The 19,048-nt window shown below is 52.3% G+C and carries 16 protein-coding genes; 11 read left to right on the top strand and 5 right to left on the bottom strand.

From position 1 onward, the window contains the following. Positions 1 to 177: 177 nt before the first annotated feature. Positions 178 to 1,464, top strand: a complete 1,287-nt coding sequence (locus tag PHN51_10095; protein MDD2819124.1) for an ABC transporter substrate-binding protein — start codon at positions 178 to 180, stop codon at positions 1,462 to 1,464. Positions 1,465 to 1,531: 67 nt separating this feature from the next. On the opposite strand, the gene PHN51_10090 is transcribed toward PHN51_10095, so the two are convergent. Both PHN51_10090 and PHN51_10085 read right to left on the bottom strand, forming a co-directional pair. Then, the gene (locus tag PHN51_10090) at positions 1,532 to 2,695 is read right to left on the bottom strand and encodes an acyl-CoA dehydrogenase family protein (GenBank protein ID MDD2819123.1); all 1,164 of its coding nucleotides are present in this window, start codon (positions 2,693 to 2,695) and stop codon (positions 1,532 to 1,534) included. Between the two features lie 11 nt (positions 2,696 to 2,706). After that, entirely contained in the window at positions 2,707 to 3,795 is a 1,089-nt protein-coding gene (locus tag PHN51_10085; GenBank protein MDD2819122.1) for an acyl-CoA dehydrogenase, read from the bottom strand. A 148-nt stretch (positions 3,796 to 3,943) separates the two neighbouring features. On the opposite strand from PHN51_10085, the gene PHN51_10080 reads away from it, so the two are divergent. Further along, positions 3,944 to 5,347, top strand: a complete 1,404-nt coding sequence (locus tag PHN51_10080; protein MDD2819121.1) for an FAD-dependent oxidoreductase — start codon at positions 3,944 to 3,946, stop codon at positions 5,345 to 5,347. Here the strand turns inward: PHN51_10080 and PHN51_10075 are convergent. Both PHN51_10075 and PHN51_10070 read right to left on the bottom strand, forming a co-directional pair. After that, the gene (locus PHN51_10075) at positions 5,344 to 5,637 is read right to left on the bottom strand and encodes a putative quinol monooxygenase (protein ID MDD2819120.1); all 294 of its coding nucleotides are present in this window, start codon (positions 5,635 to 5,637) and stop codon (positions 5,344 to 5,346) included. The genes PHN51_10080 and PHN51_10075 overlap by 4 nt on opposite strands. Positions 5,638 to 5,668: 31 nt before the next feature. After that, entirely contained in the window at positions 5,669 to 6,724 is a 1,056-nt protein-coding gene (locus tag PHN51_10070) for a LacI family DNA-binding transcriptional regulator (protein ID MDD2819119.1), read from the bottom strand. A 198-nt stretch (positions 6,725 to 6,922) separates the two neighbouring features. Here PHN51_10070 and PHN51_10065 point away from each other — a divergent pair, with 198 nt between their 5' ends. From PHN51_10065 to PHN51_10035, 7 genes are all read left to right on the top strand, one after another. Further along, on the top strand, positions 6,923 to 7,930 hold the full coding sequence (locus PHN51_10065; GenBank protein MDD2819118.1) for a substrate-binding domain-containing protein: 1,008 nt from the start codon (positions 6,923 to 6,925) through the stop codon (positions 7,928 to 7,930). Between the two features lie 100 nt (positions 7,931 to 8,030). Continuing rightward, positions 8,031 to 9,032 (top strand): ABC transporter permease, encoded by a 1,002-nt coding sequence (locus tag PHN51_10060; protein MDD2819117.1) that lies wholly within the window; start codon positions 8,031 to 8,033, stop codon positions 9,030 to 9,032. Beyond that, positions 9,029 to 9,781 carry an ATP-binding cassette domain-containing protein gene (locus PHN51_10055; GenBank protein ID MDD2819116.1) on the top strand — a complete coding sequence of 251 codons (753 nt, stop codon included), beginning with the start codon at positions 9,029 to 9,031 and terminating at the stop codon, positions 9,779 to 9,781. Before PHN51_10060 ends, PHN51_10055 begins: the two co-directional genes overlap by 4 nt. A 204-nt stretch (positions 9,782 to 9,985) precedes the next feature. Then, positions 9,986 to 11,167 carry an inorganic phosphate transporter gene (locus PHN51_10050; protein ID MDD2819115.1) on the top strand — a complete coding sequence of 394 codons (1,182 nt, stop codon included), beginning with the start codon at positions 9,986 to 9,988 and terminating at the stop codon, positions 11,165 to 11,167. A gap of 203 nt (positions 11,168 to 11,370) precedes the next feature. Continuing rightward, on the top strand, positions 11,371 to 12,696 hold the full coding sequence (locus tag PHN51_10045; GenBank protein MDD2819114.1) for a trypsin-like serine protease: 1,326 nt from the start codon (positions 11,371 to 11,373) through the stop codon (positions 12,694 to 12,696). Positions 12,697 to 12,772: 76 nt separating this feature from the next. Further along, positions 12,773 to 13,633 carry a CHASE domain-containing protein gene (locus PHN51_10040; protein ID MDD2819113.1) on the top strand — a complete coding sequence of 287 codons (861 nt, stop codon included), beginning with the start codon at positions 12,773 to 12,775 and terminating at the stop codon, positions 13,631 to 13,633. Beyond that, complete coding sequence (locus PHN51_10035; protein ID MDD2819112.1) at positions 13,572 to 15,668, top strand: EAL domain-containing protein; 2,097 nt, start codon at positions 13,572 to 13,574, stop codon at positions 15,666 to 15,668. Before PHN51_10040 ends, PHN51_10035 begins: the two co-directional genes overlap by 62 nt. Here the strand turns inward: PHN51_10035 and PHN51_10030 are convergent. Continuing rightward, on the bottom strand, positions 15,619 to 16,254 hold the full coding sequence (locus tag PHN51_10030; protein MDD2819111.1) for a hypothetical protein: 636 nt from the start codon (positions 16,252 to 16,254) through the stop codon (positions 15,619 to 15,621). The two genes, PHN51_10035 and PHN51_10030, sit on opposite strands and share 50 nt — an antisense overlap. A 62-nt stretch (positions 16,255 to 16,316) precedes the next feature. Between PHN51_10030 and PHN51_10025 the strand changes: the two genes are divergently transcribed. Continuing rightward, positions 16,317 to 17,714, top strand: a complete 1,398-nt coding sequence (locus PHN51_10025; protein MDD2819110.1) for an FAD-binding oxidoreductase — start codon at positions 16,317 to 16,319, stop codon at positions 17,712 to 17,714. Further along, a complete protein-coding gene (locus tag PHN51_10020) occupies positions 17,711 to 18,952 on the top strand; it encodes a class I SAM-dependent methyltransferase (protein MDD2819109.1) in 1,242 nt (413 codons plus the stop codon). Before PHN51_10025 ends, PHN51_10020 begins: the two co-directional genes overlap by 4 nt. Positions 18,953 to 19,048: the final 96 nt, after the last annotated feature.

Genomic DNA, 19,048 nt, shown 5'->3' with positions numbered 1-19,048 from the left:
GGGGCCCGCCACAGTTGTATTTCTGGATAACGATTGCCGTCGCATAAGTCCTATTTTATCCTGAATTCTGGTAACGATTGCGTATCATTCGTTGCTATTACTAGTGAAAAGAGCCGATTCGAGCCAAAGATTCCGGTTAAGCCCGGGCATATCGCTTGGGTATTACTAGGAGGATCAATGCTCAACTTCTCGCGCAAATCGCGCGTCACGACAGCGCTTGCTGCCGGCGCTAGCGCATCCGTGCTACTCGGCGTTGTAGCAACCAGCGCAAACGCCGCACCTACGCCAAAGCCTGTGACCAACGCATCCTGCCCGGCTGCTCCAGGCATCACCCCAACAACCATCAGCCTTGGCTGGATTGGTTCCAAGACTGGCCCAGCCGCTGCAACGTTCATGGGTGCATCACAGGGTGCTCAACTTCGCGTTGACCAAGAAAACGCCAAGGGTGGCGTCAACGGTCGCAAGATCAAGCTCAAGATTTATGACGACGCAACCAATGCCAACCAGCAGATTTCTGAAGTTCAAAAGGCAATCGGTGAAGGCGTCTTTGGTTTGACGACCACCACCAGCACGGTGTCCATGTACCCAACGTTGAAGTCAGCTGGCATTCCTATCACTGGTTTCTCACACGCAGCATTCGGCACCGACAACAATGCCTTTGGCGTTGCTGGTGCAACGACTCATTCCGTTCCAACAATCGCACCTACGATTGTTCTCGAGAAGCAGAAGCAGCAGGGTGCAACAAAGATTGCAATCATCAACCACGCAACAGCAAGCGCTGCAGCAGGACAGAATGCACTTGCAAACCTCGTGCCGCTGATGGGCGGCATGACTGTTGCTCTTCGTATTGCTGACTCACCAGCTGGCGCTCACGATGCAACCTCAGAAGCCCTGCGTATCAAGAACTCAGGTGCTGACTCGGTCAACTACTCGGGTTACGTTGATGGTGCAATCTCTCTTGCACAGGCGCTCAAGCAGCAAGGCGTCACCTTGAAGTCATTCGCAGTTGCTGGTCTTTCAGACCCAGCAATGTTGAAGACCGCTAACGGTTCCCTTGATGGCGCACTTGGTCAGACCTACGGCACTGCACCAATCGGTGTGAACGTGCGCGCAGTGAAGACCTTCGCATCAGCAATGAAGGCAGCTGGCATCAACCCTTACCTTCCAGCGGCTCCACTTGGTTACCTCGGTGCTGACCTGTTCATTAAGGGTCTCAAGGTTGCTGGCAAGTGCCCAACACGCGCATCGTTCATCAGCAACCTTCGCAAGGTCACCAGCTACGACGGCGCTGGCATGCTGCCAGGCAAGGTTTCGTTTGTTCCAAACGGCATCATGCCTAACGGCAACCCAATCACCTGCAACTGGTTTACTGCAGCAAAGGGCGCTGAGTTGATTCCTGATCCAAAAACGACGTGCGGTGGCAAGTACATCGACACCACGACCGGCAAGGTCATCTACCAGTAATTCAACTTCATTAATACAACTGTGGCGGGTCCCTTTCGGGGCCCGCCACAGTTGTATTTCCGCTGAACTAATACGGCCTTGGCAACCCGAGTCGACGCGCCAAGTTATTACGGTAAATCTCAGTCGTGCCGCCGTAGACAGAAGTACCTGGCGCATGTTGGCGTTCACTTGAGATGTTGCCCGCATAGACGCTGCCATCGACACCAAAGTCGAGTAACCCTTCAGGCGCTGCGATGTCTGCCATGCGATCGGCATTGCGTGAAAGTGCTTCGGCTGACATCGGTTTGCCAAGTTCACCTTCAGCATTCCAACACATTTCAAGATCCAACATTGCTTCGGCAATAGCCATGCGAGTGACGGGATCTTCTAATCGTGATTTGCCATCGGGAGTATTACGCGAAGCGGCCCACTTAATAGACGCATCAACGAACTTCTCAAACACGCGCGAGAAGGTCTGGCCCATCGTTCCGTTGACGGGAGCTACGCCTTGAGTTTCCACACCCGCACCATGTTCGGTGGCCAACGGTTCGGACATCACGTTCCAGCCTTCGTTAATTGGCCCAACGCGATACTGATCAGAAATTGTCACATCGGTATAGAAGGTCACGTTTGTGCGCCCGCGACCCAGAATCCACACTGGCGTAGCTTCCACACCAGGTACGTCCATCGGTACAAGGAACATGGTCAGTGTGCGGTGCTTTTCTTCCACTGGGCCCGTTCGAGCAAGTAAGAACACATAATCAGATTCGTTACCCCATGTGGTCCACATCTTCTGACCGTTAATCACCCAAGTGTCACCGTCTTGAACTGCCTTGGTTGTAGCCGCAGCGACGTCTGATCCATTGTCGGGTTCCGAATATCCAAGGCAAGTTGTGATTTCCCCGCGACGAATACCTGGAAGCACATGCTCCTTCAGCCAATCAGACCCGTGCTTTTCTAGGGTTGGGATCAACATTGAGTTAGAAGCGTTAGTTGGCATCCAATATTCGTCGGCAATGGCCGCGATCATTTCTAATTCCAACTCGCCAAGACCCGCGCCACCTTTATCCACGGGAAGATCTGGGTGCAACAAGCCTCGCTTGGCAAATTCCATGCGTACTTCTACGGGCATGCGATCATGATCAACGGCGATGTGCGCATAGTTCGGAGTCCAATTCGCTTCAATGATCGCGCGAATTTCACTCTCTAATGCGAGTTGTTCTGGCGTAAATACAACCTGGCTGAAGTCCATGTCAGATCCACCTATCGATTCGAAGACTGAAGTTGAAGTTCGGCTGCTCGCGTATCAATTGCACGTGCGATCTCTTCGAGATCCCTGCGCATTCCGCCACCGACCAAAGACCACGAGGTGACCTTTCGATAGAAGAGGCTGATATCAGCTTCAAGGGTGATGCCCATGCCTCCGTACACGTGCGCAGCTTTCGTTGTGCTGCGAAGGGCTGCACGAGTAGCGTGCGCCATTGCCATCGCAGCAAGTTCTGGTCGGTACTCGGGTTCGTTCTCTGTTAGCCACGCAGCCTTCAGGGTCATATTGCGGGCGGTCACCACATCCATGTGAATGTCGGCGAGTTGATGCGAGATCGCTTGGAACTTCGCAATCGTCACGCCAAAGGCTTTGCGATCCAGCGCATACGCGCGTGCCATTTCACTGGAAATCGCCAACAAACCCACAAGCGATGAAGCAGTGGCAATGCGCCACTCGCGCTGCACGATTTCCCAAATGACTTGTGCCTGATCCCCATCGAGCACAGTCGTGGTGGTGACATCTGCATCGGTTGGACTCCACCACGCCACCGGTGCGCAACCTTCGTTCTGCGCTTGCGGTGCCAATGTTGTGCGAGTCATCAAAATAATCGAGTTGTCTTTGAAAGCAAGTACTGCATGAGCTACAGCACCACTTGGAATCAATTGGGAGCCAAGCTCCCAGGTAGAAATTGGTGCGACACTGACGATCAAGTCACCAGCGAGCGCCGCATCCATGTCGAATCCTGCAAGATCTGCGCCGGCGGCACTCAGCGCTGCGAAGGCACGCAATGCCACCACCTGATCAAGGAGCGGAACTGGTGCTGCTGTGCGGCCGATTTCAATACCAGCTAAGACCAGTTCAACGAGGCCACCGCCGTCGCCACCTGCACTCTCAGGGACCGAAATGGTGACCAAGCCGTTTTCTTTCACGGTGTCCCAAAGCTTCTGATCAAAGCCCAACGGTTCAGCTGCACGCACAACATCGATCGGTGACTGTTCGGTGAAAATATCCCGCAACATGTCAACAAGTTGGCCTTGCTCGTCTGTCAATGAGTAATCGTTGCGACGCAGGGTGAGCGACACCATTCCTCCAAGGTTTCGTGCGCGAATTGCAGCCCATTTGTGTGGGTACGAGCATTCAACCACTCACAGACTTGGAGAACGGTGGAAAGCGACCTCATCACTAAGATTGCACCCGTAAGAAACCTCACACTTGAGTTCTGGAGAGCCACACATGACCGATGTTGACGTAATCGTTTTGGGTAGTGGCTTTGCTGGTTTGCGGGCCGCGGTTGCTGCCAGTTCAAGTGGCTGTTCAGTTCTGGTGGTTGAAGCACAAGGCGAAATCGGTGGGCGCAGCCGCTTTTCTTGGTCGAACATCATGGGGGCGGGAACGCGCTTTCAGCGTGAGGCCGGAATCGAAGATTCGGCCAAGGCCATGTTCGATCAGTACATGCGTCTCAATGCATTCCGACTCGACGCATCCGTCGCTTGGGCTCTGTGCGAAGGCGCCGGCAAAGAAATCGAATGGCTTGCCGACAATGGTGTAGAAATTCGCGGCGTCGTTCCAAATGAAAGTTTTGAAGTCCCTCGCATTCACCGCACCCGCGGTGGTCAGCAGATTATTGATGTTCTCACCAAACTTGCTCGCGCCCAAGGTGTCGATTTCGCTCTGAACCACAGAGTCGATCGCCTTATTGTCGAAGACGGATCAGTGGTGGGCATCGAGGCTGCTGGTGAACAACTGCGATCAAAGGCAGTGGTGCTTGCGACTGGTGGCATGGGTGGCAACAAGGAACTCGTGAATGTATGGATGCCAGAGCTTGCCAATCTCGCAGGTGACTGGGTGCTACCGGTCGGCGGAGACGAACTTGCCCCGTATGCACAAGGAGATGCAATCCCGCTTGCCGAATCTGTTGGTGCGCAAATCACGGGTCGCGATTACTACGAAGCAACCATTCGACCTGGATATGTGCAGGTTTCAAACCCAGCCTTGCCTGGCCACCTGATTCTGGTCGATGCCACTGGGCGTCGTTTTGTTGATGAGACGGCGGGTATTGCCGCCATGCATGGAGCATTCAATGCAGCCGTAGCGCCTGTGTACGCGATTTTTGATGAAGCCGCCAAGTTGGACTACAGCCCATCTGGCGCTCGCCCAGTCGAAGGTGCACCAAAGCGTCGCTTACATCCAGACTGGGTTGAAGACGTTGTTGACGCAATGGTCGACAAGGGCGACATGGTGAAAGCCCCGTCAATCAATGACCTTGCGGACGACTTGGGAATTTCACTTGAGCACCTTTCATCAACAATCGCGAAATACAACGAGGATGTTGAATCCGGATTTGATTCAGTCCAACTGAAGGATTCGACTGTGCTCCGCCCCATAAGCCAAGGCCCGTTCTATGCAACGGAGATTCGCCTGTCCTCAATTGGGTTTACCGGCGCTGGACCTCGAGTCAATGCACATGGTGAAGTCATGAATACCCAACATGAGGTGATTCCAGGACTTTTTGCCGGCGGAGAATGTGCTGGCGGATTGGCTGGCCCGATGTCAATAGGCGGCAATCCGACGGCCACCTGTTTTGCCTTTGGCCGCATTGCTGGTGACAGCGCGGCTGCTTTCGCGGTTGCGCATTAGTAGGCAGGCAACAAGAACTTCAACTGATTTGGCTCGAGGCAGTACTTCTTTTCAACCTCGCCCATCGCAGCAACGTGCGCGGTCAACATGTGATCATCCCAGTGTGCCTTGGTTGTCCACTTTTCCATCATGGTGAAGTAATCATCACCTTCACCGATAACGAGGTCGTATAACTCGCAGCCAGGCTCTTGAAGCGACGCATCGACCAATGTTTTGCATTCCTGAATGAGAGCATCGCGATGTTCAGGAATCGGGCGGATCGTTGCTATGAGGTAGAGCGGCTGTGCCATGGTGCGGCCTTTCGTGGTGATGTTGATGGATTTACGAGCGACGAACAGGTCCCTGAATTTCTCCAGAGCCTCGAATAACAAGTGCAACATCAAGTACTTTGTGTTGCGATGCGTGCTGTTCGCCATCAATACGGTCGAAGAGCATTTCTGCTGCAGCTTTGCCCAAACCAGAAACATCTTGAATAATTGCGGTGAGCCCTGGTGCTATGAGATCAACCATGGGGATGTCGTCAAAACCCACTAGAGCAATGGTGTTTTGTAAGCCAGCCTGATGCAAAGCCTGCATGACACCAATTGAGATCAAGTTCTGACTGGCGAATATCGCTGACGGTGGGTAATCAGATGCCATCAATTCGTTAGTGAATCGTTCAGCTTCAAAACTTGCACGAAGATTTTGTTTTACGATTGACGGATCGTATTCAATGCCAGCACGTTCAAGCGCATCGCGATAACCAGCAAGGCGATCGGCAGCAGTGGTGATGGTCTCAAGATCACCTAAATACGCAATACGCTCATGACCATTGTCAATCAAATGTTGCACACCATGCTTTGCGCCTTCACGGTTTGCCGAAAGTACCGAATCCGCATCAAGTAGTGATGGTGGTCGGTCGACAAACACCATTGGTGTTCCCGTTTGTTTTTCGATTTGTAAGTACGACTGATCGTGCCCAGCGGGTACCACGATAAGTCCGTCGACGCGGCGAGAAATAAATGCAGCCGCAAGCTCACGTTCGCGTGCTTGATCTTCATCAACACTGCCTGCAAGCACTGCTACGCCTCGTTCACGTGCAACTTCTTCAATCGCACGTTGCAATGCAGACGAGAAGGGGTTTGCAACATCTTCGAGCAGCAACCCAATGGTGTTGGTTTTGCCGTCGCTTCGGCGCAAACTACTTGCCGTGAAGTTTGGTTGATAGTTCAGTGATTGCGCTGCCTGTTTGACCTTCTTAATCAGTTCTGGGGAGACCCCAGCTTCCTCGTTCATTACGCGGGAGACGGTTTTCAAGCTGGTTCCAGAAAGGGCCGCCACCTCTTTCATCGTGGGACGCGAACGCGTGGAAAATTCCACATTTGCGTTCACTGACATGTTGATCTGTCCCTTTCGTTCGCTTTTATTGCCTGATGATCAGGCCTAAAGATAACGTTGTCAAAATAAATTTGTCTATCTTTTGAAAAACCCGTTGACAAGGGGCTATTTGGGGTAATAGAACTGCCTGACAACGTTGTCAGACATCGACTGGCACACCCTCGAAAGGACTCCTTACCTATGTTCGGAATCTCAAACATGAAGCGCTCAACGGCTGGTCTCATTGCCGTCGCTGGCGCGACCACCATGCTTCTTGCAGCTTGCTCAAGCAGCGACTCAGAAACAACTGACACCGCCACTTCAGCTACGGGCGCTTGCCAGGGCAAGACCATTGCATTCGTGATGGGCGCAGTTGCTGACCCATTCTTCAACGCCATGAAGGTCGGCGCTCAGGAAGAAGCAACTGCACAGGGCGCAACCTTGGTTTGGCAGGGTGACAAGGAATACTCACCAGCTACCCAGATCCCAGTGCTCGATCAGGTGCTAGCAACCAACCCAGCAGGTCTGGTGTTGATCCCAACCGACCCAACCGCACTTCAGGCAGGCAATGACAAGGCAATCGCAGCTGGTATTCCAGTGGTGAACGTCGATACTCGCGTTGGTGACATCTCGAAGACTGTTGCTTTCATCACCGGCGACAACACCGATGGTGGCTCAAAGGCAGCTGACGCAATTGCAACCGCGATTGGCTACGAAGATGGCAAGAGCTACAAGGTTGTCGTTGGTCTTACCTCAAAGACTGCTACCACCAACGTTGCTCGCCTCGAAGGTTTCCAAGCAGCACTCAAGGCTAACTACCCAGGCATCAAGGTCGTTGACGTTGCTTACTCAGAGTCAAACTCTGCAAAGGCAAACACCAACGTAAACAACTGGTTGACCAAGTACCCAGATCTCAACGGCATCTTCGCAATTGACGGCACCAACGGAACCGGTGCTGCTGCAGCTCTGCAGGCAAAGGGCTTGACTGGCAAGGTTGCTCTTGTTGGCTACGACGCTTACCCAGACAACGTGAAGTTGATCAAGGATGGCGTGTTCACTGCTCTGATCGCACAGGATCCAGGCGCTGAAGCCAAGCTTGCAATCCAAAACATCTGCACCACCATTGGTGGTGGCACCGTGACCGAGCGTGAGGTTGTTATTCCTAACGTTGTTCTCGATGCAAACACCACAGAAGCAGATCTCAAGAAGTACACCTACGTTGCATAAGTAGGGCTAGGTTGATCTGGTCGGTGAGTGCTTCGGCATTCACCGACCAGATTGCTAACTAGGATCAAATTTTCGGCATAAACAGAACGGAAGGAATCGCGTGACTACCGCAACTCACACCACGCAACCCTCACGATTAAAAGAATTCGTGACGAATCAACAGTTCATTTTGTTTCTCGTTCTGTTGGCAATGATTGCGGTGTTCACCGCGTTCAACCGCATTTTCTTTTCTGTTGGCGTAGCAGGCAACATTCTTGCTGACTGGGGCCCCCTTGTACTTGTCGCCCTTGCTGAAACTTTTGTCATCGTCAGTGGCGGAATCGATCTGTCTGTCGGTTCCGTTTGTACATTGTCCGGTGTTGTTGGTGCTTTCGCGATGCGCTCCCTCACTGAAGGCGGGATGACGCCTTACCTCACGCTCGTCATTGGAGCGCTTGTCTGCGTTGCCGTTGGTTGTGTCGCTGGGATCTTAAATGCAGTGATGATCAACTACGCCAAACTTGTGCCGTTTATCGCAACCTTGGTCACCCTTGGAGCTGCTGCTGGCCTTGCGCTTGTCTTCACCGGTGGCGGACCTATCGCTGGTGGCCCATCTGAGGCCATCCAACTTTCTGTGCCGTGGCTCGGACCGATTTCAACGCCGATCATCATCGTTATCGTTATTTGTTTTATCTCCTGGGCATTCCTTCACAAGGCTCGCTTTGGTCGATACACATTTGCACTTGGCTCTAACCCATTTGCTACACGCGCTGCTGGTATTAGCGTCTACCGCCAGACCTCGAAGATCTACATCCTTTCCGGCGCACTTGCAGGCGCTGCGGGCATGTTCTACTACCTACGTCTTGGGTCCGGTGCCCCTTCGTCAGGTCTTGGGCTTGAGCTTTACGCAATCGCAGCTGTGGTGATCGGCGGTGCATCACTTTCAGGTGGTGTTGGTCGCATCTCAGGCACCATTCTTGGCGCTCTCATTCTCACCACTGTCACCTCAGGTCTGATCATCATTGGCGTTGATCCAAACTGGAAGCAGGTTGTGGTTGCTGTCTTGATTGCGGTGGCTGTCACCATCCAAGGTCTTCGCAAGAGTGAAGGGAAAGCGTCGTGAATCAGCCAATTTACGAAGTGCGTAATATTTCAAAGAAGTACGGCGCTGTCACCGCACTCGACGATGTCACGATGCAGCTTTACCCAGGTGAAGTTGTTGGCCTTGTAGGTGACAACGGCGCTGGTAAATCAACCTTGGTGAAGTGCTTGTCCGGCGTGCATCAACCAACGAGCGGTGAAATTCTGCTCGATGGTCAGGAGCGTAAGTGGAAGTCACCACATGAAGCCCTTCAGGCTGGAATCGAAACTCTGTACCAAGACTCAAGTTTGGCGCCGCAACTTTCCGTTGCAGCAAATGTGTTTCTTGGTCGTGAAGAAACCGTGCCGGGCATCCTTGGAAAAATGGGCTTCTTGGCGCAAAAGAAGATGGATGGCGAAGCGCACAAGGAACTTGAGCGAGTGGGCATTGCTGTTCCGCAGTCCAATCGTTCAGTCGCTCAGCTTTCTGGTGGTCAACGACAGGCAGTCGCCATTGGTCGCGCTGTTGCCTGGGCAAACAAAGTGATCATCCTTGACGAACCCACCAACCATTTGGGTGCTCGTCAGGCTGGTGAAGTGCTTCAGATCATTCGCACCGCGAAGGCTCAAGGTCTGGGCGTGATCTTTATTTCGCACACTCTCCCGCACATCATGGAGGTCACTGACCGCATCGTGGTGCTGCGCTTGGGCAAGGTCGTCAAAGATGCTCCAACCTCAGACTTCACAGTTGAGACCTTGCTTGGCACGATCACTGGTTTGATTACTGACTAATCGAACTTGACTCGAGTGGGCGTTGGCTTCGGCTAGCGCCCACTTTCATTTGAACGACATGCCAGAATTCCCTCACAAAATTTGAGAAATTTGAGTTTCGTTCATCTGCTGTTCACCTTCTCCACCCCCTTCATTTGTTCACTTTGAGTTCACTTAGTGTCACCAGGTAGTCACCTGGGCTTTTATTCAAGGAGACGCCACCCCATGGACATGCTGCTTCTCGCGGTCATTGCCCTCTGCGTACTTGCATTGGTTTTCGACTTCACCAATGGCTTCCACGACGCAGCAAACTCGGTCGCAACAGTCGTTGCAACACGAGCTCTCCCAGTCAAGTGGGCACCAGCATTCTCCGCATTCTTCAACTTCGCTGCGTACTTTGTTGTGGGTACTGCAGTTGCAAACACCATCGCAAAAACCGTGAAAACAGATTCGGAAGGAGTAGCCGTGACTTTCGCTGCAATTTTCGCTGCGATCGCATGGAACTACCTCACATGGCGCATCGGTATGCCCTCATCCTCAAGCCACGCGATTATTGGTGGTCTTGTTGGTGCAGGTCTCGCTGTTGGCGGACTTAACGCTATTGACTGGGCAAGTGTGCAGAAGGCCGGTTTCGGAATCATTCTTTCACCTGCAGTTGCTTTCACCATCGCGTTCATCGCGATGTACTTAGTTTTTGCAATTCAGCGAATGTTCAAGATGCGAGATGACCACCCAGTCTTCAAGGGACTTCAGCTGATCACAGCCGGCGCTGTGTCCTTTGGTCATGGTGCTAACGATGCTCAGAAGACCATGGGCGTTATTGCCGCATTGTTGCTGGGAGCTGGCTACACCTCGATGGCTGAAGATGGCAAGACTGTTCTCGTTCCTGAATGGGTAGCACTCAGTGCTTACGCCGCAATTGCAATCGGCACTCTTTGGGGCGGCTGGAAGATTATCGAAACGATGGGTTTGAAGATCACAACCCTGCACGCAACTTCGGGTGCTGCAGCCAATATTGGCGCCACTACAGCCATCTTCGGTGCTACTGCAATGGGTATGCCAATTAGCACTACTCACGCAGCAGCAACATCGATCGTTGGTGCAGGCGTGGGCTCAGGTCAGGGCGTGAACTGGAAAGTTGTCGGACGCATGGTTTTGGCTTGGATCGTCACGATTCCTTCAGCAGCTCTCATCGGTTTCATCATGTTGAATCTCACCAAGCTTCCTACTGTGCTTGCTTGGATTGTCATTGGGTCAATCTTGATTGCATTCGGCACCTGGGCCATCTGGGCTATGCGCCACACTATTCATGCTTCCGATGTTGATGCTGAAGTTCCAACGGAAGAAGAACTGGAAGAGCCACTTGACGTGCACCCCAAACTTATTGGTCACGGACCAGTCGAATAACCGGCAAGTATTTAGCCCCCCGCCTGGTCGCGAGGGGCTAAATACTGATTCCACCCTTGCGGGAGGCCTAAAGCGCCGAGGCAAAGATCTATTGGCCGTTGCTGCGAGCGCCTAGATCCAAGATTCTTAGGAAATCCTCGCCTTGGATAGGGACTATCGACCCATCTTTGGTTTCCCGAAGGTCCGCGACTTATTCTGCGGAAGTGAAACCTCGAGTCGCGAGCCTGCTGATTGCTGCTCTTGGCCTATCGATGATCACCGGGACATCGGTTGCGGCCCCTCGCTTGATGCAGGGCACCCCCGCCCAAGGCGAGCCCTATACGGCCCAACTCATCGTGCTGGGCACCACTAACTACGAGATGTGTAGCGCTGCAATTTGGAAACCACGCGTGCTGCTGACGGCCGCACATTGCCTTACTGACAGTGGGTCAGGAACACCCGCCGCCAGTTCGCGCATTTTCGTCATGCCACCTGGTGTCAACTCGCCACTTGTTTACGCCTCGGGGCCTGTCGGCGCTGCTCGTGTGCGAGTACTCAATGCCTACCTTGGTCAAAATTATGTTGAGGCATCAAAACTCGTTGTCGGCAATGACATCGCTGCAGTGGTGCTCGATACCGATCTCGTATCAACCTCGCCTTTTACTCGTTTAGCTGACCGCACGGAAATTGAACGATGGGCCAAGGCACAGCGTGAAACGCAGATCGTCGGGTACGGAATCACAAGTTTGACTGATACTGCGCCCGCGATCCCTCGCAGTGGCACATTTTTGCTCAGCGAAATTCAAGTTGAGCGACGTGCAACAAACGGCTGGGTCACCTGGTCCAACCCCGTTAATGGTGTTGACACATGCCCTGGCGATAGCGGAGCACCGCAGTTTGTGACATCCGAGGCATCCACATTGCTCATCGGTGATATCGCTGGCGGTAATTGCAATGCCCAGCCGCGTACTGCTGAAGGTTTCGCTGCGATCACCTATTTAGAGGTGCTGAATCCAGCCCTCACCGCCGCGGGATATCCGCCAATTCCGTCAGCACCGCAAAATATCATTGCTACGTCAATGAACGGGAAAACGACGGTGTGGTGGGCTACCCCAAGGCTCGCTGCAGATTATGCGACCAACTACGAAGTGCGTAATGCAGAAGGAAAGGCAGTGTGCACTTCAACGCAGCCATATTGCACCGTTGACAGCACTGATCAACTCACGGTCAGAAGCATCAACAGCCAAAACGAAGGGGATGCGGCAACCGCACCCTCTGCAACACCTATACGCCCGCGTCCACCGACAGCAATTGCAGGCAAAACCACGGTAAAGATTGCGCTGCAGCCACTGAACTACCCTGTCGTTACTGGGTACCGAGTTCTTGACCAACGCAGGAAAGTCATCTGCCGCATCTCGCGCACTACGCCACCATTGACCTGCACAACCAAACTTTCTCCCGGCAGTTTTAGGTTCACTGTCAGTGCTGCAACCCCTCAGGGGCGCACTCCCGAATCTGGACTATCCAATCTTGTCGTCACTCGTTCTTAGGTGACTCAATTGAGTACGCTGGTGAAACAACCACACAGCGGCATGGGTGTGCTCAGAGCAAAGACGGAGGTTTGACATGAACCTTCGTGCTCGATTTCGCGCATCTGCGCTCCTTCGCTGGATCGCCTCAATCCTCGTCCTAGCCGTCGGATTGGGAATCACTCAAACGATCACTCATGTTCAACGCACAGCTCAGGAAGAACGATCTGCACAAGTGGTCCAAGAATTTGGTGATCAATTCACCGATCGCGTGAATAACGCTCTCTTACCGTCCTACTACCTCACTCACAGTATTGAGTCGTACGTCGAGAGCGTCGACGGAAAACTCAATAAACAAGAGTTCTCAGATCTCCTTGATCGCATCGTCTCGCACTCAACAAATATCCGAAATATCGCAGTCGCCCCTGCTAATCGGATCGCCTACGTGAGCCCGCTTACTGGAAACGAAGCAGCACTTGGCCTTTATTACCCTGACATTCCCGCGCAATGGCCTGCGATTCAAAACATCATTGCTTCAAAACTGCCGCGGCTCATCGGCCCCGTTGATTTGGTGCAAGGAGGTCGTGGGCTTATCTATCGTTATCCAGTTTTTAAGAACGATGGCAGCTACTGGGGTCTGGTCAGCACTGTTTTAGATGTTGACGCCTTCCTGGAAAAACAAGCTGCTATCCCAGTGCATAGCCAGGTGGATTTTGCGCTACGCACAGTCAATGCTGATGGCTCCCCTGCTAACACCTTTTGGGGGAATCCCGACGTCTTCGCCAATCCCGCCGCTTCAATATTCACATTAGAGCCGCTCGACACTCGATGGGAATTAGCGGTTGCCGGCCCAGCATTGGATACGCAGCCCTTAATTCTTACCGAAATCTTCGGAATTGCACTATTTCATCGCCTTTCTTGTGTTCACGCTCATTCGCCTGTTGCAACGACGCCGTGAATTAAATGAACGCCTAGCCTCTGTTTCAGCACAAATCCCAGGCGTGCTGTTTGAATACCAACAAGATCCACATGGGTTTGGGCGCTTTCTCTATGTGAGTGCCGGAACTGAACCGCTCTTTAATATCACCGCAACACAAATTCTCGATGATCCGATGGCACTCATTCATCAGATTCACCCCGATGACCGTTCTGGTATTCGTGAAATATTTGATGGCTCAGTAACGGTTGCCACGAGCAGACGTGAAACATTCCGAATTCAGCATGCTGATGGTTCCCAGCATTGGGTTCTTGGTGAAGCGGTGTCCACTCCAATAGCTGACGGAACGGTGTTGTGGCGTGGCAGTTTTAATGACGTGAGCACTGAACTGCATCAAGCAGAGCAACTACGAGTCAGCGCGAGCGTGTTTGGTGCAACTCATGACGCTGTCATGATTTTGGATCCTGTAGGAATCATCATTGACGTCAATCCAGGCTTTACCTCACTTCTTGGCTACGAGCGAGAAGAGGCCCTTGGCCATCACGTTAACCAGATGGCTATTGAGCCTGGTCAAGAAAAGTTGTTTGCAGATATTCGCAATTACCTCACCCGCCATGACTTCTGGCGTGGAGAGGTTGTATACCGCCACAAAGATGGCCAGGTAGGACCGGAAGCCGAAACACTCACGACTGTTCGAGATGAAGCGGGCCTCATCATCTATTACGTTGCGGTGATAAGCAGCGTGAATGCCACACGTGAAGATTTTGTAACGGGACTCCCGAACCGCAACTTGTTGGACAACAACATTCAACAAGTGTGCTCTGAAGCAACAAACTCCCATTCAAAGGTTGCGCTTCTCGCCATTGGCCTGGACGGTTTCCGTGCAGTTAATGACGCATACGGGCACCGCTTTGGTGATCTTCTATTGCACGCTGTCGCTGAACGTTTAACGCTGATAGCCAGGGGTAGCACAAACGTGTACCGACTTCGTGGAGATGAATTTGCCATGCTTCACACTGAACAGAGTTCCGGCATGAGTCTTGATGGATTGTGTTCCCAGATCTTGAATGAACTCTCGCAACCGTTCATGGTGGGCGGCGAAACTATTCACATCACCACGGGTATTGGCGTCTCGCTTTTCCCTGACGATTCATTATCCCCTCTTGAACTCACCCAAATGGCATCCTTCGCTTTGCGCGCAGCAAAAACCCGCGGTGCTGGACAGGTGAGCTACTTCCATCCTGAGATGCAGACTGAAGCCGCACAAACGATGCAGCTCATTGATGATCTGAGGAGCGCATTGGCGAATAATGAGATGTTGGTGTACTTCCAACCAATCATTAACCTCAGTGACAACTCAGTGGAGAAAGCCGAAGCCCTCACCCGCTGGATTCATCCTGTTCGCGGCTCGGTTAGCCCCGGGCTCTTTATCCCTCTGGCAGAACGCTCAGGGCTCATTTCACAAATCGGCGAATTCGTGACCGATCAATCAATTGCGTTTTCCCACCAAGTTAGACAGCTCGAAGCAGGATTCCAAATTAGCTTCAATATGTCACCTGTTGAACTCGCTGTTAATTCAGAACAACACATGTTGAGACTTGAACGGATTCATAAAACCGGACTGCCAGGTTCAGCTTTTGTCATTGAAATTACTGAAGGGCTTTTGCTCAACGCAAACGAAACTGTTAGAGCCAACCTTGATACCTATCACGATGCCGGATTGTCATTCGCGATTGACGACTTTGGCACCGGTTATTCATCACTCGCCTACTTGCAGAGTCTCGATGCTGACTGGATCAAGATCGACCAGTCATTTGTTCGCGAACTCTCCCCGAGCTCTGACTCACTTGTTCTTGTTCAGGCGATGATTGCTATGGCTCATCAGCTAGGCCTGCGAGTTATCGCTGAAGGCGTAGAGACGCAGGAACAACGCGATCTATTGCAGGAAGCTGGTTGCGACTTTGCCCAGGGCTACTTGTATTCGCCAGCAATCGCGCCACAAGATTTCATCGAGTGGATGCGTAACTGGCAGAAACAATTCTCGCGTTCGTCGTGAGTTTTACTTCTTGAGTTGGACCAGTTGGTGTTGCATCAGGTGCTGGAGCAAAAATTGCGGCAACACGATCTTTGAGTTCAAAGAGGGCAGGAATTGGTACTGCCTTTTCCATGAGAGGTTGGGCCGCCTCAAAGGTCGCATTGATGTCTGGCTGAGTTTTGAATAGCTGAGTTGGATCATCGGTCGCGGCCTTCATATATGCCTGCCACGCTTGATTGTGTGCAAGGTAGGCAGCTTGTGCATTCAAGATGTCTATGTGCCATGGCAACACGGTGACACCGGCAACTTCATCGCCGGCAGCACCAATGGCAAATTCGCCTGCGTAGGCCGCTTCTGAAAGCGCGTCCCATGCTTTCTTCTTATCTGCCGTGTTCAACTTGCCATTGGATCCATACTGCTTGATGGTGCTTTGCACCTGATCGTCAGTCCACTTCATCGCATCTTCAGAATCTTCGACCGCACTCACCAACGCGCGCATTTCAAGATTCCGTGAAGTCCAGTCCGCAGCGATCAGGCCAAGGCCTAGCACCGTGATGAGAAAAACAACGAAGCCAAGGACCGGAGGCAGCCAGCGAGAAAGTTTCACGCACCCATCATCCCTCAAGACTGACTCTGTGCAAGCACGCCAGAAACCGGTAGCGTATTTTCGTGCTTTCGCCTGCAGCCGACAGTCGCTACCAAGCCCTGCTTGGGCGCCTTCGCCTGCAATATGACGCTATCCCTGACGGTGCCACAATTCGACTCGCTAAACGCACGTCAAACCTGTTTCGACCACGCCAAGAACTTGCCCGACCTGGCCTTGATGTTGCTGCCTTCGACGGAGTACTCGAAATCGACGAGGAAGAGCGCACTGCTCAGGTTCTTGGAATGACCACTTACGAGCACCTCGTCGAAGCAACCTTGCCCTATGGCCTCATACCGATGTGCGTGCCGCAGCTGCGCACCATCACGTTGGGTGGTGCAGTCACCGGACTAGGAATCGAGGCGGCCAGTTTTCGTAATGGAACTCCCCATGAGTCAGTTATTGAGATGGACATCTTGGCGGGCAGTGGTGAGGTTCTCACGGTCAGCGGAGCAGTTGATGATCCCAATCGCGAATTGTTCTATGGCTTTCCTAATTCCTACGGATCATTGGGGTACGCACTTCGCATCAAGATTGAACTCGAGCCAGTCCAGCCATTCGTGCACTTACGTCACCTTCGGTTCGAAAGCGCAGCTGCTCTCACAAATGCAATTGTTATGATTACTGAATCACATGAATATGCTGGAAATCGCGTTGATTTCATTGATGGAACCGTGTTTTCTGACCATGAGCATTACCTCACTCTTGGCGAGATGGTTCCTGAACTTCCTTCAGGGACATCAGCTAGCGACTACACAAAAAAGGGGATCTACTACCGCTCAATTCAGCAACGCACAGATGACTACCTGACGATTCTGGATTACCTCTGGCGATGGGATACCGACTGGTTTTGGTGTTCACGTGCATTTGGTGCACAGAAATCAATCATCAGGAAGCTGTGGCCTCAATCCAAACTTCGTAGCGATGCCTATTGGAAATTGATTGCGCTAGATCACAAATACGATATTTCGGGCACATTGAATTCCTTGCAACGTAAACCTCAACGTGAGGCTGTCGTCCAAGACATCGAAGTGCCCCTTGACCAGTTACCCGATTTTCTTGAATTCTTTCATCGCGAGATTGGGATTGAACCAATCTGGATCTGCCCACTCAAACAACGCGATCCCAATGTCCGTTGGCCTCTGTATGAATTCGATCCCCAGCAGATGTACGTCAATGTGGGCTTTTGGTCCAGCGTTGCCATGCCTGACGGAATCGACAAAAATTCTGGCTTTTTCAATCGAAAAATTGAAGAAGAAGTGACACGATTGGATGGTCGAAAGTCGTTGTACTCCACGGCTTTCTACGAACGCGAAACATTTTGGTCGATTTATGGGGGTTTCGACTATCAGTCCCTCAAAGATCGATATGACCCGCACGGGAGACTATTGGGACTGTACGAAAAGGTGGTTGAACAGCGATGAAACTTGCAGATGTTTTTGCTTTTGTCGTTCCAGAAGATCGCGGTGTTGCATTCAGGGCCTTTGACGGCTCAACCGCGGGGCCAAGTGATGCGGAAGTAGCACTTGAACTTCGCAACCCTCGCGGCGCGCAATACATCGCGACCGCGCCGTCACAACTTGGACTTGCCCGCGCGTATGTCAGTGGTGACTTAGAGATTGTGGGCGATCCATACGTAGCACTCTCGCGCCTGTACCCAATCGACACTTCACACATTGGGCTTAAAGAAAAAGCCAAGCTGGCTAAGAGCCTCTTGCCGTATGTACTTTCACGCCCAACACCACCTCCGCAAGAGCGCAGACTTTCAGGTCGTCGCCACTCAAAGAATCGTGATGCGGATGCGATTCAGCATCACTATGACGTCTCAAATCTGTTTTACAGCTGGGTTCTTGGCCCTTCGATGGCCTATACCTGTGCTGTCTTTCCCAATGAACATGCCTCACTAGAAGTCGCCCAAGAAACCAAGTTCGATCTCGTTTGTCGCAAACTCGGTTTGCACCCGGGTATGAAATTGCTCGATGTTGGCTGCGGATGGGGCGGCATGGTTCGTCATGCTGTAAAAAATTATGGTGTCACCGCCATTGGTGTGACACTTTCCGAGCAACAAGCAGCATATGCACAAGCAGCAATTGAGCGAGATGGCATTGGTCACCGCGCCGAGGTTCGATTCAGTGACTATCGCGATCTTCCCGAAACGGATTTCGATGCTGTGTCGTCTATCGGTCTTACAGAGCACATTGGACGCGCAAATTACCCCGCCTACTTCTCATTCCTATACGGCAAACTCAAGCCCGAGGGACGCATGCTGAATCACACCATCACTCGTCCTAATGATGACGAACCTTCGCACTACAACGATTCATTTATTAATCGCTATGTCTTTCCTGACGGTGAACTCTCAGGCCCTGGGCACATCATGAGCACAATGAATGCAGCAGGCTTTGAGATTCGTCATCAAGAGAATCTTCGCGAGCACTATGCCTTGACCCTCAAGCACTGGTGCGAAAATCTCGAAACACATTGGGACGAAGCTGTGGCTGAGGCGGGTGAAGGCACTGCTCGCGTGTGGCGGCTCTACATGGCTGCTTCGCGCATGGGTTTTGATCTCAACACTATTCAGCTACACCAGATGCTCGGTGTGAAACTGAGTGAAGGCTACAAATCAGGTATGCCGTATCGCATGCAACTTGATGTTGGGTAATCCGACTATTCAGGTGCGTGAACGAGCAAATGCTGTGCGAGTTCGTCGCTGAGTTCTGTGTACTCACCCGCGCTACCAATGCTGATGCCGCCGGCA

This window comes from Candidatus Nanopelagicales bacterium (assembly GCA_028687755.1).
Taxonomy (GTDB): domain Bacteria; phylum Actinomycetota; class Actinomycetes; order S36-B12; family S36-B12; genus UBA11398.
Note: the sequence above shows the minus strand (reverse complement) of the source record. Positions and strands in the feature narration are given on the sequence as shown.